At 34.3% G+C, this 16,764-nt stretch carries 12 protein-coding genes; 5 read left to right on the top strand and 7 right to left on the bottom strand.

The annotated features are described in order from the left end of the window. Positions 1-74: 74 nt before the first annotated feature. The 4 genes from ACP6PK_RS11795 to ACP6PK_RS11780 all read right to left on the bottom strand — a co-directional run bounded on the left by ACP6PK_RS11795 (position 75) and on the right by ACP6PK_RS11780 (position 5,869). Entirely contained in the window at positions 75-2,141 is a 2,067-nt protein-coding gene (locus tag ACP6PK_RS11795) for a PAS domain-containing sensor histidine kinase (RefSeq protein WP_426559764.1), read from the bottom strand. 59 nt (positions 2,142-2,200) lie between these two features. Beyond that, positions 2,201-4,135 (bottom strand): response regulator, encoded by a 1,935-nt coding sequence (locus tag ACP6PK_RS11790; RefSeq protein WP_426559763.1) that lies wholly within the window; start codon positions 4,133-4,135, stop codon positions 2,201-2,203. Positions 4,136-4,889: 754 nt separating this feature from the next. Further along, on the bottom strand, positions 4,890-5,126 hold the full coding sequence (locus ACP6PK_RS11785; RefSeq protein ID WP_426559762.1) for a NifU family protein: 237 nt from the start codon (positions 5,124-5,126) through the stop codon (positions 4,890-4,892). Positions 5,127-5,221: 95 nt separating this feature from the next. Beyond that, positions 5,222-5,869 carry a DUF3386 domain-containing protein gene (locus ACP6PK_RS11780; protein ID WP_426559761.1) on the bottom strand — a complete coding sequence of 216 codons (648 nt, stop codon included), beginning with the start codon at positions 5,867-5,869 and terminating at the stop codon, positions 5,222-5,224. A 473-nt stretch (positions 5,870-6,342) separates the two neighbouring features. On the opposite strand from ACP6PK_RS11780, the gene ACP6PK_RS11775 reads away from it, so the two are divergent. After that, entirely contained in the window at positions 6,343-8,157 is a 1,815-nt protein-coding gene (locus ACP6PK_RS11775) for a pentapeptide repeat-containing protein (RefSeq protein WP_426559760.1), read from the top strand. 279 nt (positions 8,158-8,436) lie between these two features. On the opposite strand, the gene ACP6PK_RS11770 is transcribed toward ACP6PK_RS11775, so the two are convergent. The 3 genes from ACP6PK_RS11770 to ACP6PK_RS11760 form a co-directional block, all read right to left on the bottom strand. After that, positions 8,437-9,918, bottom strand: a complete 1,482-nt coding sequence (locus tag ACP6PK_RS11770; protein ID WP_426559759.1) for a bifunctional metallophosphatase/5'-nucleotidase — start codon at positions 9,916-9,918, stop codon at positions 8,437-8,439. A 402-nt stretch (positions 9,919-10,320) separates the two neighbouring features. After that, positions 10,321-10,920: a hypothetical protein gene (locus ACP6PK_RS11765; RefSeq protein WP_426559758.1), complete on the bottom strand. Its 600-nt coding sequence runs from the start codon at positions 10,918-10,920 to the stop codon at positions 10,321-10,323. Positions 10,921-11,076: 156 nt separating this feature from the next. After that, a complete protein-coding gene (locus ACP6PK_RS11760; protein WP_426559757.1) occupies positions 11,077-11,310 on the bottom strand; it encodes a hypothetical protein in 234 nt (77 codons plus the stop codon). Between the two features lie 237 nt (positions 11,311-11,547). On the opposite strand from ACP6PK_RS11760, the gene ACP6PK_RS11755 reads away from it, so the two are divergent. From ACP6PK_RS11755 to ACP6PK_RS11740, 4 genes are all read left to right on the top strand, one after another. Next, entirely contained in the window at positions 11,548-12,186 is a 639-nt protein-coding gene (locus ACP6PK_RS11755; RefSeq protein WP_426559756.1) for a hypothetical protein, read from the top strand. A 1,215-nt stretch (positions 12,187-13,401) separates the two neighbouring features. After that, a complete protein-coding gene (locus ACP6PK_RS11750) occupies positions 13,402-13,800 on the top strand; it encodes a response regulator (protein ID WP_426559755.1) in 399 nt (132 codons plus the stop codon). A 643-nt stretch (positions 13,801-14,443) separates the two neighbouring features. Then, positions 14,444-14,698: a hypothetical protein gene (locus ACP6PK_RS11745; protein ID WP_426559754.1), complete on the top strand. Its 255-nt coding sequence runs from the start codon at positions 14,444-14,446 to the stop codon at positions 14,696-14,698. A gap of 178 nt (positions 14,699-14,876) precedes the next feature. Further along, positions 14,877-16,604, top strand: coding sequence for an ABC-F family ATP-binding cassette domain-containing protein (locus ACP6PK_RS11740; RefSeq protein WP_094671101.1), 1,728 nt, complete (start codon positions 14,877-14,879; stop codon positions 16,602-16,604). Positions 16,605-16,764: the final 160 nt, after the last annotated feature.

The raw sequence follows: 16,764 nt of genomic DNA, 5'->3' as shown, positions 1-16,764 counted from the left end.
TCCTTCTTCCTTCTTCCTTCTTCCTTCTTCCTTCTTCCTTCTTCCTTCTTCCTTCCTTCTTCACTTTTACAAGTTTAATCCAAAATTGGTAAAGCGACAAAAAAAGTGCTGCCCTTTCCCAAAGTGCTTTCTGCCCAAATTTGGCCTTCATGTTGTTGGACTATACTACGACAAATAGCTAAACCTAAACCAGTTCCTCCCTTTTGACGAGAGTCAGAAGCATCAACCTGTTGAAAGCGACCAAAAATACTTTCTATCTTATCAGCAGGAATACCTCGTCCTTGATCTTTGACCATGATTAAAACTTGATCGCCATAATTAATTCTACAAGCTGGCGCTACAGCACAATCACCTTGAATCCCACAAGTCAAATGATGGGAGTTATTAACTTGATTTTTATTGATTCGTTGTTTGCTGGCAGTTAACCATACAGTTTTTCCTGTAGAGGAATATTTGATAGCATTACTCAGTAGGTTAGTCAAAATTTGAATTAATCTGTCGGCGCATCCCCACAACTTAGTATCTATTGGTGTTACTGATAAACTGACTCCTATTTTCTCTGCTATAGGTTGCATTTCACTTGCTGCTTGCATCATCAATTCAGAAACATTGCAAGTTTGTTTAACCATTGTGACTTGATGAGAATGAAGACGCTCTAAGTCTAAAATGTCGTTAACTAACCTTACTAAACGATCGCTATTCGCAACAGCAATATCTAACATTCTTCTACCTCTTGTTGGTGCTTGATTTAGTAAACCACTTTTCAGTAAACCTAAAGCACCGTGAATAGAAGCTAGAGGAGTGCGTAATTCATGGCTCACTACAGAAATAAATTCATCTTTCATCTGTTCGACTGCTAGGCGTTCGGTAATATCTTTAAATGTCACAACCGCACCAGTAATTTTTCCCTGTTCTAGAATAGGTGTACTGACATATTCTACGGGAAAAAATGTGCCATCTCGTCGCCCAAACAATTCATCAGTAACTTGACAAACTATTCCTTTTTCTAAGGTTGTGTTAACCGCACAAGCTTGACTATTTTTTTCTGTAGAAATACGATTAGTTTTGTTGTTAGTTTGGTCTCCATAAATTATGAAATTCCAGTCATTATTTACCAGCTCTTTAATTCCATAACCAGTCATTTTTGCTGCGGCAGGATTAACAAAAGAAATTTTACTAAATATATCTATTACACAAATTCCTTCTCCCGCTGAGTCTAAAATTAATTGATGTTGGTGACGGAGTTGTTCTAAAGATTGTTCTACTTGTTTGCGATCGCTAATGTCACGGGCAATAGTTGATACTCCTATCACATTATTTTGAGTATCTTTAATTGGAGATATTGTTAAAGCTACATTTATGTGCTTACCGTCTTTTCTAAGATGTACAGTTTCATAATTATCTATACCAATACCGGCAGTAATATTTGCTAAAATTCGAGGAATTTCATTTGGTCTTTCTGGTACAGCTAACATGGAAATAGAATGACCTTTTACTTCAGAAATAGAGTAGCCATAAATTTCTTCTGCTCCTGAGTTCCAACTATGAATAATTCCTGCCAAAGTATTACCAATTATTGCATCATTAGAGGATTCTACAATAGAAGCTAACCTCATCATATCTTTTTCTGTTTGCTTTTGCTCTGTAATGTCACGCCCTAAAACGACAATTCCATTCCGTGTTCCATCTTCATAAAATAACGGCACTTTAGTTACATCATAAATTTTTACAGTTCCGTCTTTTTTCTGAATGACCTCTTCCCCCCTCGACAAACTTTTTTTGTTCCATGCTTCTTGATCGCTATGTTGGCAATTTAAAAAAGCTTCTTGATAAAAATCACTGATTTCTCCCAGTTCGGCATCTAATTTACCATGATAATCTACTTTTTCTATATCAAATAATTCTAGCATTGACTTATTAGCTTCTAGCCATTTTCCTGTACCATCTTTAAAACAGACAATATCTGGCATTGCATTAATTAAAGTGCGAAGCTTTAGAGAAGTTTCTTGGTATGTTTTCACCAGGTCTTGTAAAGCTTTTTCTGCTCGTTTACGCTCCCGTATTTCTGTTTTTAATTTAGCATTACTAGCTTTGAGGGATGCTATTAAATCTGTTTTATTTTTAGAAGTATCTTTAATCATTTTTTTGCCATCTTCAACTCAATAAAATCAAGAATAAATATTGATTATTCAAAAAAAAATCAAATACTTGGAGTCCGTTTGATCCGATTAATAATACGAGTGACTAAGTCAGAATATTTAAAAGGTTTACTAAGATAATCATCAGCACCAGCAGCAAAAATTTGATTATGAATATTAGGATCTTTGTGAGCTGTAATAAATACAACTGGAATGCCACTCCAATGAGGGTCATTACGAATAACTTTACACAAATCTATTCCGTTAAAATGTGGCATTTCTATATCTAAAATTAATAAATCTGGCGCTGTATCTTCCAAGGTTTTCCAGAAATATCGCTCATCATTCAGAGTAACCACTTTAATTCCCCACTGCGTTAGTATGTGTTTGATAACCTCTAAAGTTGGCAGATCATCATCTACTATCATAACAGTTCCGGGGATCTGATTTTTTCGCCAGATATCTAATACTATATCTATTACTTGAGCTGCTGGTAGTTGCTTTGTTAAATATGCTGATGCCCCTAATTTAGCAATCTTAATTCGATCGCTCAAGTCTCCCTGAGTATTAAGTACAACTACTGGTAAAAATGGCATCTGATTAGAAAATTTTGCTAATATTTTTTCCGCATTACTAGCAATTTCAAGGTCTAGTAATGCCACATTTGCAGAAAATAATAAATCTTGGCAATGAAAGTTGCAGTTATGATTAATAAAACCATCTATATCTGTAAGTAATGTAGAATTTTTCGCCACCATACATTCTACTTTTTTAGTAGTAGCTTCCTGCACTAATTCTTTGGCTAATAAATTATCTTCTAGTATTAATAATAATTTACATTCTTGGGAAAAACTATCTGTATACCTTAAATAAGTTTGTGTAGAGGATTTCGCATCAAGAGATTTGAGTTGCTGATTTAAAGTTTGTTTATTGCCTATATTACTATGCTGATAAATCTCGTTGCGTAGACTGATAACCAGTGTATATATATGACAACTTTGGGCATAATTTAGAGGTAGTTCTGGTGTCAATAAAGTTTCTATTTTTCTCGCCAAATCTGAGCCATAATTCAAACCAAATGTACCGAGAGAACCTGCTAATTTATGAGCTTCTTGTTGTGCTTGATGTTGCAAATTAGTCTCTAATTTTCCATTTTTTCCAGCTATTACTGCTTGTTCTACTACATCAATTCGCTCACTTATACTTCCCTTAACTCTATCCCAAATTTTATTTATTGACTGTTGCAGCTTTTGTTGAGATTCCTGAGATATATTAGGTTGATTTTTCTTCTTTTTTTTACTTTTTTTTAGTGGTAAATTATTCTTTTCTTGTTTAAGTCTATAGCCTAAACCATAAACAGTTTCAATTAAATCACTAGGGGCGCCTGCTGATTTTAATTTGTGTCTTAAGCCTTTAATATGTGCTCTAACAGTATCTTCTGTAGGTATGTCTTCTAAATCCCAAACCCGATCTAAAATTACACTACAACTAAATACTCTTTGGGTATTGTGCATCAACAGATTTAGTATTTCATATTCTTTAGGAGTAAGATTTAACTGCTTGTCATTGTAACTAACTTCACAACTTTGAGGATTTAAACATAAACCACACCATTTCTTAATGACAGAAGCAGACTCATTTCCCCGTCGTAATAATGCTCTAATTCTAGCTAAAAGTTCTTCCAAATTAAATGGTTTAACTACATAATCATCAGCTCCAGCATCTAAACCCTTTATTTTATCTTGACTGTTATCGCGAGCGGTTAAAAGTAAAATAGGAATTTTTTTATTAATAGAGCGCAACTTTTGACATAGAGTAATACCGTCTAATTTGGGCAGCATTAAATCTAATAAAATTAAATCATAATTACAAGCTTGAGCTTGCTGCCAACCCGCTTGACCATCTGTGGCTATATCAACTATAAAGAGTTCTTTGGTTAAGGCATCAGCTAAAGTTTCGGCGATAATTTTATCATCTTCTACAACTAAAATTCTCATTGATTGCCTGTTTTAAATAATTGTAGTTAGTGTTGTTTTGATAAGGTTTTTAAATCTCTAATTTTTACTAAAGTTTGATTTTTTTATATTTACCTGTTTGATAACAACTAACTATCTTATCTATAGTTTTTTTATGCTGATTCCTAGCTAACAATATACAGCTTTTTTTTAGCAGTGAACAAGTATATTTTTCAATAAACTATATTTTTTTTGTTGATATTATAATGATAGTTAGCAGATTATCTTTTGAATTTTACCGAAAAATAAAGGTATAAAGCCTCTCCTTTTAAGGAGAAACAAGCGGTCGTTTGCGGAGCATTCCGTTAGGATGGGATGGCGTTTGCTAACGCAAAGCTCCGCTTTATATGTCGCGCAGCGAAACGCGTTTGCGGAGCATTCCGTAGGAAAGCGTCCCGGAGGGAACGGTCTCCCGCTCTTTCAGAGCCACTCCGTTTTTCATGTCGGCGACAGCCGTTAACGTTTGCGAAGCATTCCGGAACGGAAAGTTGTGCGCCAGCTAAACGCCATATCCAATCGACCAAGAGAGAAAAAATTTTCCTTTTATTCAATCCTCTTCCTTTTAGGGAGAGGTAATTATCAATTATCCATTATCAATTATCAAAAGTTATCAATATGGTTCCAATATATTATGATAACACGATAATTAATTATTTAATTGTTGATAAAAATGTGTAACTTAGATTGATAAATTTTCCACCCACATTTAAAAGTAATGTGAGTGGAAAAAATATGCTTACATTACAGAATTAACTTCAGCAATTTCAGGAATTTCTTCCCGAAGTTTGCGCTCAATACCCATTTTCAGAGTCATTGTAGAACTAGGACAAGAACTACAAGCTCCTTGTAATCTGAGATTAACTATTGGACCGTCAATGTCTACTAATTGTACGTTACCACCATCCGCTGCGAGATAGGGACGTAACTCATCTAATACAGTTTCAACATTTTCAGCAGTAAGTGCTTTACTCATTTTTTTCTCCTTGTTTTGTTCGATTTATTATGTATAGTAGAATTATAGTTAATTCTAACTGACTGAACATGGAAATAAACCAAAAGTTCAAGTTTTTATACAACTGCTGGTTCTAATAGTTTTATATTAGAATAGTTAAATTCAGTAGTTGTTTTTTGACCCTTTTCTGTAGAGTTAACAACTTGGGTAGTCATTATGTAGTAGTTGCCAATTTTTTCATAAGAGTCCTCAAATTCTAGTTTCCTAATTACTTCATTGGTTTGAGGGTTACGGAAAATGGCGTTATAGTGAGTAGCAATACAACCTTCTGGTGTCTCCAAGCTTTTATGGGTGTTAATCACGAAGGCCATCCGACCCATTACTCGACTAACTAGACAAATTTCTTTGCCTCTAACTTTGTAATTTGACCCCATGGCATCCCCTTCAACGAGAATTTCAACTGCACCTGTGTCATCACTATTACCAAGACTAAAGCTATTTTTACCGTGGGATGCTTCAAATGATGAACGTTTGCGGTGAGTTACTACGTCCCTTAGTTGAGTATAAACGCTTTGTTGTACTTCTTCGTCTGGGATGCCAGTGACTTCTACAGTAAAATCTGGTTTTATGCAAATTTGGCCATTGTAGATTTCTGACCCTTGTTTAAGTTCGATATTAGCACTACAACCAGGAAAATTAGGGTCCCAAGTGTAACGATTTTCGTAGGCAGCTTTAAATAAATCACGAGCATTTTGCTCAGTCATAGAAACCTCGTTTTCTAGAAATTTTATTCTATGATTCTACCATGAAATAGTAGTTTTGGCATTTCTTAAGACTATTGGAAATGACAAGTATAACAATTCTGTTACAGTAATAATATTTTGGTGCAGATTGGGAGTTGCCGAGTCAGTATTAACATACTGATAATTTACATATTTTTCAGTTGATTTTAGCTATTATTTAATTATTTATATATTATTGAGAATTGTTATAAATATAAAACATTAACATCGCAAAAATCATACTAATTTTAAATTTATTTGAAAGCTTCCTTCAATCATACGATACTACAGGATTTAATTGATGATTAAAAGCTTAAATAATCTGAAAAATAATATTTTTTATTTATTCACAAAAAAATATTCTTATAGTTATTAGCAATTACTAAAATTAAAAAGGCGGTAATTTGTAATTGCTACTAAATAAAAAACATGATATAATTATAAAAATATATTTTTTGCATAAGCACCCCATTGACAAGCAGAAAAAACAAGGTGGTACTATTAATATGAAACAAGACCTTTCCAGTCACGGCTATGAAATTATTAGAGAAATGGAACGTCACCAACAGCAGGGAGAAGTTTCATATCAGGGACTAGCTGTTAAACAAGACCAACAAGTTGTCATCAAAGAATTTCGTTTTGCAGATGGTGAAGCTAATTGGGCAGGATTTGAAGCTTATGAACGGGAAGTAGAAATTCTTAAACAACTACAACATCCCCGCATTCCCAACTATATTGATGCCTTAGAAACTCCTGAAGGATTTTGTTTAATTACAGAATATCAAGAGGGAAAATCTTTAGCAGAAAGAAGAAGTTTTACCCCAGAACAAATTAAGCAAATTGCTATTTCAATTTTAGAAATTTTAGTTTATTTACAAAAGCATACACCGCCAATTATTCATGGTAATATTAAACCAGAAAATATATTAGTTGCTCCCCATGCAAACGGTGAAAGATTCCCTACTGCATATTTAATTAATTTTGGTTTTGCCCGTATGGGAATAGAAGAGAATTTAAGTGAGGGTTTCAGTGGTACGCCAGGGTTTATGCCACCAGAACAAGAATTAAATGGCACAGTCACTATTAATTCTGATTTATATAGTTTGGGTGTAACTCTAATCTGCTTGCTTACAGGTACTCCCACTACAGATGTCAAAAAATTAATTGACCGCAATTATCGCTTTAATGTCAAAAAATTAATGCCACAACTGAGTACATTATTTACAATGTGGCTAGAAAAAATGGTATCTCCTAACGACAAAGACCGTTTTGACAATGCAGCAGCAGCTTTAGCTGCACTCAAACCAATTCCTGTTTTTGGTGATGCTGCTAATTTTAAGAATGTGGCGATGGCAATGCAGCCTGTAAAAGCATCTGCCATGGTAGGAGTTGCTAGTATTGCTGCTCTTGCCATCATGGCGACAAGTTTAACAGCTTTCCGACAGCAACGATATCAAACGAATTTTCAGAGAACACAAAGACCTCAACGAGAAAGAACGATCGCCAGATTTTCTGGTAACAGCTCAATTGCTAAATTGCGAGCAACTTCAGAATGTTACGGTTGTAACTTCCGTGGTGCAAATTTAGCAGCTCTTAAACTGGAAGATGCTTATTTGCGGGAAGCAGATTTACGGAAAGCTAATTTGAGGGGTATTGAACTTAAGGGGGCAAGATTACAAAATGCAAACCTCAAGGAAGCCCAACTGCAAGGAGCAAATTTAATCAAAGCTAAACTCGAGGATGCAAATTTGTCTCGCGCTAGTTTAGAAGGTGCAAATTTAACCCATTCTAATTTCCAAAATGCCACATTGGAAAGAGCTTCTCTTGGTGGAGCAAGTTTACGTCGAGCAGTTTTAGAAAGTGCTAACCTACGGCAAGCTAATTTATCTGGTGCAAATTTAACCCATGCAAATTTGCGTGCTGCTAATCTCCATGGTGCTAATCTTAATGATGCTAATCTCACTAGAGCTAATTTAAAGGGAGCTAACCTGAAGAATGCTAATTTAAGTGGTGCAAAGATGCATCGTGCTAGTCTCCGAGGTTTAGACCTCAGAGGTGCAACCTTAATAGATGCTAGTCTCAGGAGAGTAGATTTAGTAGGAGCAAATTTAGCAGGTGTTAAGTTAATGGATGCTGATCTTGAGGGAGCTAACTTGAAAGGAGCTAACCTGAAGAATGCTAATTTACTAGGTGCAAATCTGGAAAAAGTAAATTTGGAAGGTGCTAATTTGCAAGGTGCAATTATGCCTGATGGTAGTTTAAATGAGTAGATGGTGAGCTAGTAGGGGTTTGTTTCAGTTATCAGTAGTGACCGTTGAAGCATCCGGATTAAAATACTGAAGTTGATTTTTTTCATCCTCTTACAGCGCTTTTCGTTTCAGTAGACCACAGTAGGGACGTTGCATAACAAAAATGCGAAACGTCCCTACTGGGTTTTGGTTGTGAAGATGTGGTTCATCAACTTGAAAAGCGCTGTAAGTATTCTTGTCTGTTCCCTGTTGCCTACCTTTGCTATACAATACCGATGCTAGCGGACATGATATGATGAGCTATTTCTGTACTAATCGACCTTCAACGTGACTGTTGAGATTTTGATGAGAACCAAAATATTCTTCTAGCACATCTTGGGAAGAAGTTGTCAATACTTTTTCGTTACCTAATTTTGTCAGTTCTTCAGCTGTTATATTTAAACTCTCAACAGAATTTTTGACATGATATTCCTGGAGACAAAGAGTGTATTGGGAATCATCTTCTACAACTTTTCCCTTAATTTTCAAAGATTCCAGCTTTTTGTCAGCATCATTATAAACTGCCTCCACCCCTTTGTTAACTTGAAAATAATTACTTTCACCAGGAATTCTGTTTTCCGGTCTCATAAAATATGCAAATATCTGCTTCAGTTGTGTTCCAGTAACTTTAGCCACAGAAAGAGGACCGTCATAAGGGTAAAGTTTTTTGAGATCGTTTAATGTTATTGAAGGTCCTAATTCTGTACCACGAATTGAACCACTGCCCACCAACACGACATCAATCATCTGTATTTGGGCAAAAATATCAGCTATTAAGTTACCTAACTCAGTTTCTCGCTCGCGAACAGGATGTACAAGTTGACGTGCTAACCGCCCAATGAGTCGATTATATTTGCGGTCTACTTCTTCTTTGAAGGAAGCTATAAACTTTTTCAGGTCTACATCGGGTTCGGCAAGATTGTCATCTACTGGTATAAGTTGCCATTTCCATTCGACAATACTATTGGTATCGTCATCTACAACAATATCAAAACGTCCAATTTGGTTTGTACCAACTCCCGCTTGTGTAATCAGAATGTCGTTCACTTTTGCTGGTTGGTCTAAGAATGTGTGAGAATGTCCACCAATAATCATATCTACACCCCATTCTGGCTTTAGCATTGCAGCTAATTTTTGATCTTCTTCAAAACCGATATGAGTTAACAAAACTGTCAGGTCAATATCTTCATTTTTGTATGCGTTGCAAATCTTACCCACTTCTGTAGCAGCATCTTGCAGCTTAACGAATTCGCCGATACTGGTATCTAATCTTAATGACTTTAAAACCTCTTCTGTGACAATACCCATGAACATGATATTAAACCCATCTACGTTCAGGATTAGATAGGGATTCATTAACCGTTTATTATATTTTTTAATATATAAGTTGGCATTTATAATGGGAAAGTTTGCCATCTTTTCTAGGAATAGTAAGTGGGAAAAACCATAATCTAATTCATGGTTTCCTATAGTTACTACATCTGGGGCTAAATAGTTCATAATTTCTATAGTTGAAATGCCCTTATATTCTGTATCAATCATAGAACCCTGAACCATATCACCAGAAATAACAAATAGCACATTTTCCTCTTCCTGGCGTACTTTTTTTAGATACCCTGAGATTAGCGACATTCCACCAATGAGATGACCTTCAGCACCTTGAGTTTCTGCTAAAAAATCTCCGTGCATATCATTGGAATGTAAAATTGTAAATTTTTTAAGTTTTTCTGTGGCAACTACCATTTTTTACCTCTAATAATTAGCTAGCTCTTAGAATTCAGCTATCAGCTATCAGCTTTTTTGAGCTTGGGTTTAAATCCCCTTTCCATTCGGGAATGCTCTGCAAACGGGCACGTTTACTGCTGAGTGCTGACCACTTTTTTAATCGAAGGTTTGGGGTTATTTATCTGTTAATTGATTACAGATAAATAACTATCTTTCCAGTTATAGCTTACAAAGATTCGTTTTATACTTTAATTTTTTTGAACTTATACTAAGTATTCTAACGACTAATATGTATTTTTTATAAAATTAAATATTTACATACTAAAGTGATCTTTACTTATTTTTTCCCATATCCCATATTATAGAGTTTATTCTTAGGCGATCATACTGACGCTATCTTCAGCAAACGCTAGTTTTTCTCTACCGATAATCATCAATAATATAAATATCCGGACGGTTATAACCTGGTTCATTAGGATTGTGCATTGCTACTCCTAATGTCTCAATTTTAAACCCCATATTTAATATTTGAATGTAGGCTTGTTGACGACTTGTATTGACTCCGACTACAAGTTTAGACATTCCCATAATATTGCTAAAATTTTCACATTCATTCAATAATTTTCCAAAGCGTTCCGTCTCTTTTTTCCCTGAATTAACTGCACCAAATTTAATATAGCAAGTATCACTTCCTGCTTCGGTATATGCACCATAATGACAAATAGCAAATCCTTCTAAATTACCATTTTCCCAGAGAAATAAAGTATCTCCTAATCTTTGATTTGCTACTGCTAAAATTTCTGACTGTAAATCTAGTCCGGGATAAATATTATTAGTTAATTCTTGGCTTGCTAGTAAATATTCTTTTTGTTGTTCTGGGGAAATTTGCGAATATCTAATGCTTTGTAACTGCTGCTGTTTTTGAGAAACAGATTTAGCACAAATGGCAGTTAAAAAACGGGGCATAAAGCCAAATTTTTGATAAAAATATAAATGTTTAGGACTGCGGGAAAAGGTCATTTCAGTTATCAGTTATCAGTGAACCTCCGACTAAAGCCGGAGGCTTTAAATACTGACGTTGGATTTTTTCATCCCCTTTTAAGAGGGTCAAAAAAGAGAATATTTCTGATGTTAATCCCGATGCTTTCTTACGGAATGCTGCCCAAACAGCTAGAATTACTGATAACTGATAACTGTTAACTGATAACTGAAAAGACCTACTAATTGACCGTCTATTTCTGCTGCAAAAGCAGCTTTTGGATAAGCATACCAACGCTGCATATAGTTAGTATTACCAGAGAATTTCATTGGGTCTTGCAAACCTAAAAATGTACCAAAAGCCAATCGAAATATTCGATCCGCTTTGGGCAATTCATGTTCTTGAAGTAAGGGAATGTTAGTTTCATTCATTTAATTTTTTTGATAATTGCTTTGCTCGAAATACTTTCATTTTTCTGTTTTGAGAAAAACATAATTGGGAAAAATATGACTTTTGACTAACAATAGATTAAATAGTAGAAAAAATAAATTTATTAGTCAAACATAGAATTACTTCTAATTTTTAACTTTTGACTTAAGAGAAACAGTTAACATATAATAACTACGATTAAGGATGTAATTTCATCCCCGTAAATGGAGATTTAAGCCTTGGGTATAGAACTGCGCAGTTATGTATTTATAGACAACTTGCAACCTCAGCACGCGGCCTACATTGGTACAGTGGCCCTTGGCTTTTTACCATTACCAGGTGATACTTCCCTATGGGTAGAAATTTCTCCAGGTATTGAAATTAACCGTATTACGGATGTGGCCCTCAAATCTAATTCTGTTCGGCCTGGGGTTCAATTTGTGGAACGACTTTATGGTTTACTGGAAATTCATTCTAGTCGTCAGGGAGATACAAAAGCTGCTGGTCAAGCAATTTTGCAAGCTTTGGATGTGCAGGAACGCGATCGCCTGAAACCTCGTATTGTCTCTAGTCAGGTGATCCGTAATATTGACTCTCACCAAGCACAGTTAATTAATCGTAATCGTCGAGGCCAGATGATTTTGGGTGGCCAAACTCTCTATGTTTTGGAAGTCCAACCTGCTGCTTATGCTGCTTTAGCGGCCAATGAAGCTGAGAAGGCTGCTTTAATTAATATCTTACAAATTCAAGCGGTCGGTAGTTTTGGACGGCTTTATTTGGGAGGAGAAGAACGGGATATTTTGGCAGGTTCTCGAGCTGCTTTAGAGGCGATGAAAAATGTTTCGGGTCGAGAACATTCTGACCAACGTCAAGAATAAATTACATAATTTTGAGTATTAATTTTTTTTGGATATACAATTTATCTTAGTTGAGCAATGTGTGGTTAAATTTATATATAGCAGTCTGCAACTTTATCGGGTACAAAATTATGGGGAAGTAGGGAAAAGGGTCGAGATTAATTTTAATAATATTTATTTGTAAGAGATTGAATGTATCAGGAAATATAAAAAGGGGATAGGGAACAGGGAACACTTAACTGGGAACAGGTCATTTCAGTTATCAGTTATCAGTGAACCTCCGACTAAAGCCGGAGGCTTGAAATACTGAAGTTGGATTTTTTCATCCCCTTAAAAGGGGAGGCTTTAGACCTTATTTTTTGGTAATAAGAAATTAAGACAACTATTTGTCACTTAAAAATCTAGGAATAGTATGTACTTTTCCTCCTCTGGATATTTACCAGATTTTAACCTTTTGAAGTCTTACCTATTTTAGATTTTAGTCACTCTAAGCTCTCTTAATATTTGTTTGACAAACAGTCTCTAATAATACAATTAATAATTATTCCCAATTTTTTCTGATACCTGCATAAATCAAGTTATATTTGATTTGGTAAAGGGAGGATTTTAACCAAGATATTTAATTAATAATCATTAATTATTCGGTAAGTGCATCTTCAGAGAAAATTATTAGTGCCATGTCAAGGCTTAAATGTTATTTTAGGAAAATGGTACGATGCTGATTTTTAAAAGCTTGGCATCAAAAATATATTCCACTACTTTAAGCTTTATACAAGACAAAAATAGAAAGTGTACCTTACTATCCTGAAAAGTGCTGTATTTATTTCTGGAAAAATTCTAATCTAATATAAAATTTATACAGTTATTTTGTATAAGCAAATATTGGCTATTTTAGCTAGTATGATAATTAGGTACAGATACTAAAATTTGTATAATCTTAATTAGGACTTGCTGATTAAATCTAAAAGCTATTGACAGATAAAGGCTAAAGCCTTTTTAGGTCTTGGAAAAGTACAAGGTTTTTGTTTTCTAGAGCTGCAAAAAGTTAGGATTTTGGGTTGACGCGAGGCAAAAAAATCAAGGGATAATTTTTCCTCTTGCCTCCTCTAAATTCCCCATTTATTCTGACTCCTGACTCCTGACTCCTGACTCCTACCCTCACCGATAAGACTTTTTCAGCAAACCCTAATTATATTCAAAATTGTTCCTTAGATAGAAATTGCTAAAAATTTAACAATGTCGGAAAAACTTAAGTTAATGGTTGTTGATGATGAACCGAATAATTTAGATTTACTCTATCGAACTTTTAGACGTCAATTTAAAGTTTTTAGGGCAGAAAATGCTAGTTTAGCTATGGAAATTCTCGAAGCTGAAGGGGAAATGGCTGTAATTATTTCTGACCAAAGTATGCCAGATATGACGGGTATTCAATTTCTTAGACAAACAAAAGATAGCTTTCCTGATACTATTAGGATTTTGTTAAGTGGTTATGCTGAGGAACAAATAGATTCTGAAGTTGATGAGATACAAAAGGCTGATATTTTTAAATGTGTAACTAAACCTTGTTCTCCTCAAGAACTCAAGGATGTTCTGCAAGAATCTCTGGAAGTATATAAAAGTAAGAAAGGTTTATAAGTAAGAAGAAAAGAACTGAAACTTTTCAATGAATCTCAGGAATATAATGACTGAAAAATCTTGATTTTTATGGGTAATTGTTTATCTATTATAGTGGTTATTATATAGTAGTATTCAGCATCAACTTTTTGATCAAAATTACATAATTATGTCTATGTCTAAAAGTATTCCCAAAATTGGAAATCAGATTCTACCCTCCAGTGGGGAAATATTTGCTAAAAACTGGCAGATATACCAGAAAATTATCAAACATAATCACATGAGACATAAATAAATGTATGATGTCTTACATCAATTTCTTCTCAATTATCCAGTTAAACCATTTTCTTTTTTAGACCTCGGTTGTGGTGACTTATCAACCATAGCACCTTGTCTTCTTGACAGTAATATCTGTAGTTAAAATGGTGTTGATTTATCATCACAAGCATTAGAAATTGCTCAAGAAAATATTGCCGATATTCCTGGTAAAAAAAATTTAATTACAGGCAATGTCATCAATGTAGTTAAAGAATTAGTCTCTAGTAAAAGCTTAAAAGTTGACATTACTTTTTCTTCCTATACTATTCATCACTTAAACAGATTAGAGAAGCAAACTTTAATTAATGGTATTTGGCAAATACTGAATCCTAATTCCTGTTTTATTTTGATTGATGTTTTTAGAGGGGAAGGAGAAAGTCGCGATTACTTTTTAACAAAATATTTGCAAAATATCACTACCAATTGGTTTAGCTTGACTAAAGATGAAATAGATATGCTAATTACACATATAGAAAATTACGATTTTCCGGAAACAGAAAATACAATTATCAATCAAGCTAAAAATGCTGGTTTTAGCAAATGTGAGTTGATTTATCGAGACCAAAAACATCCTAGATACTTATTAGTTTGTTATAAATAAGTATGGTTTACTGAAAAACTCTTTTTCCTCTCTTTATCCCTGAGAAAGTTGCACATCGCCTTGAGATAGAAAATTTAATTAAAATTTGTTAAGATATACAATGCTTGAGAGTCAATATTAATAATTTGGCCATAAAAAACTTAACTTGCTGTTAACCTACCTAGGAGATAAATTATAAATGCTGAGATTAGAACATATAAGTAAAATATATCCTACAGGTGTTGTTCTTAAAGATGTTAACTGGGAAGTTAAACCAGGCGATCGTATTGGTTTAGTTGGTGTTAATGGAGCTGGAAAATCAACTCAATTAAAAATTATTAATGGGGAAATGGAACCTACTTCTGGAGAAGTTATTCGCCCTGCAAGTTTACACATTGCTTATCTAACTCAAGAATTTGAAGTAAATCCTAATCGTACAGTTAGAGAGGAATTTTGGACAGTATTTACAGAGGCTAATAAAACTCACGAATCTCTTCTAGAAGTACAGCGAGAAATGGAAACTGCTACTCCAGAAAAATTAGATGAACTTATTCATAAATTAGACCGTTTACAACGACAATTTGAAGCTTTAAATGGTTATGGTTTAGATGCAGAAATTGAAAAGATATTGCCAGAAATGGGGTTTGAGTCTGAGGATGGCGATCGCTTAGTTAGTGATTTTAGTGGTGGTTGGCAAATGCGGATGAGTTTAGGAAAAATTCTTTTGCAAAGTCCAGATATCTTACTACTTGACGAACCGACTAACCATCTAGATTTGGAAACAATAGAATGGCTAGAAAATTATTTAAAAAATTTAGTAACTCCTATGGTTGTAGTTTCCCATGACCGGGAATTTATTGACCGTCTTTGTACTCAAATTGTGGAAACTGAAAGAGGTGTTTCTACTACTTATTTGGGTAATTATTCAGCTTATTTAGAACAGAAATTAGAAAATCAAGCTGCACAACTTAGCACTTATGAACGACAACAAAAAGAAATAGAAAAGCAACAGGCTTTTGTGGAAAGGTTTCGCGCTAGTGCTACTCGTAGTACCCAAGCAAAAAGCAGAGAAAAACTGTTAGAAAAAATAGAAGTTGTAGAAGCTCCTACCGCAGGGTTGAAAAGTTTAACTTTTCATTTTCCGCCAGCGCCTCGTAGTGGTCGAGATGTAGCAATAATTAAAGATTTAGTTCATACTTATGATGATAAAATTCTCTTTTTAGGGGCAAATTTAGAGATAGAAAGGGGAGATAGAATTGCTTTTTTAGGACCGAATGGTTGTGGTAAATCTACTTTACTACGAATGATTATGGGATTGGAAAAACCCACGGAAGGTACAGTTGAATTAGGTAAATATAATGTTATACCTAGTTATTTTGAGCAAAACCAAGCAGAAGCTTTAGACTTAACAAAAACTGTAATGGAAACTATCCATGATGAAGTACCTGATTGGAAAAATGAGGAAGTAAGAACTTTACTTGGTAATTTCTTGTTTAGTGGGGATACGGTATTTAAAAAAGTAGCTGCTTTGAGTGGTGGAGAAAAGGCTCGTTTGGCTTTAGCAAAAATGCTCCTTAAACCAGGAAATTTTATGTTATTAGATGAGCCGACAAATCATTTAGATATTCCAGCAAAGGAAATGTTAGAATCAGCATTACAAAAATATGATGGAACTGTAATTATTGTTTCTCACGATCGTTATTTTATCTCTCAAGTTGCTAATAAAATTGTGGAAATTCGAGATGGTGAATTTTATCCTTACTTAGGAGACTATCATTATTATCTAGATAAACTTGAGGAAGAAAAAGAAGCAAAAAGGTTAGCGAAAATAGCCGCGGAAAAAGCTGCTAAAAAAGCTGAAAAGGTTGCTAAGAAAAGACAGAAACAAAAAGAAACTCAAAAGTCAAAGGCTAAAAGTAAAAAGTAAGAAAGAAGTAAGTCAAAAGTCAAAACTAAGAAAGTAAGAATAATTTAAGCAAGGAAATTATTTAAGAATATACTAATTCATTAATGAATAATAAATAATGGATAGTGGATAATGGATAATGGATAATGGATAATGGATAATGGATAATGGATAATGGATA

The organism is Dapis hubbardiae BLCC-M172 (assembly GCF_050016015.1).
Taxonomy (GTDB): domain Bacteria; phylum Cyanobacteriota; class Cyanobacteriia; order Cyanobacteriales; family Microcoleaceae; genus Trichodesmium.
The sequence above is the reverse complement of the archived record's forward strand: the minus strand, read 5'-3'. Positions and strand labels throughout refer to the sequence as shown.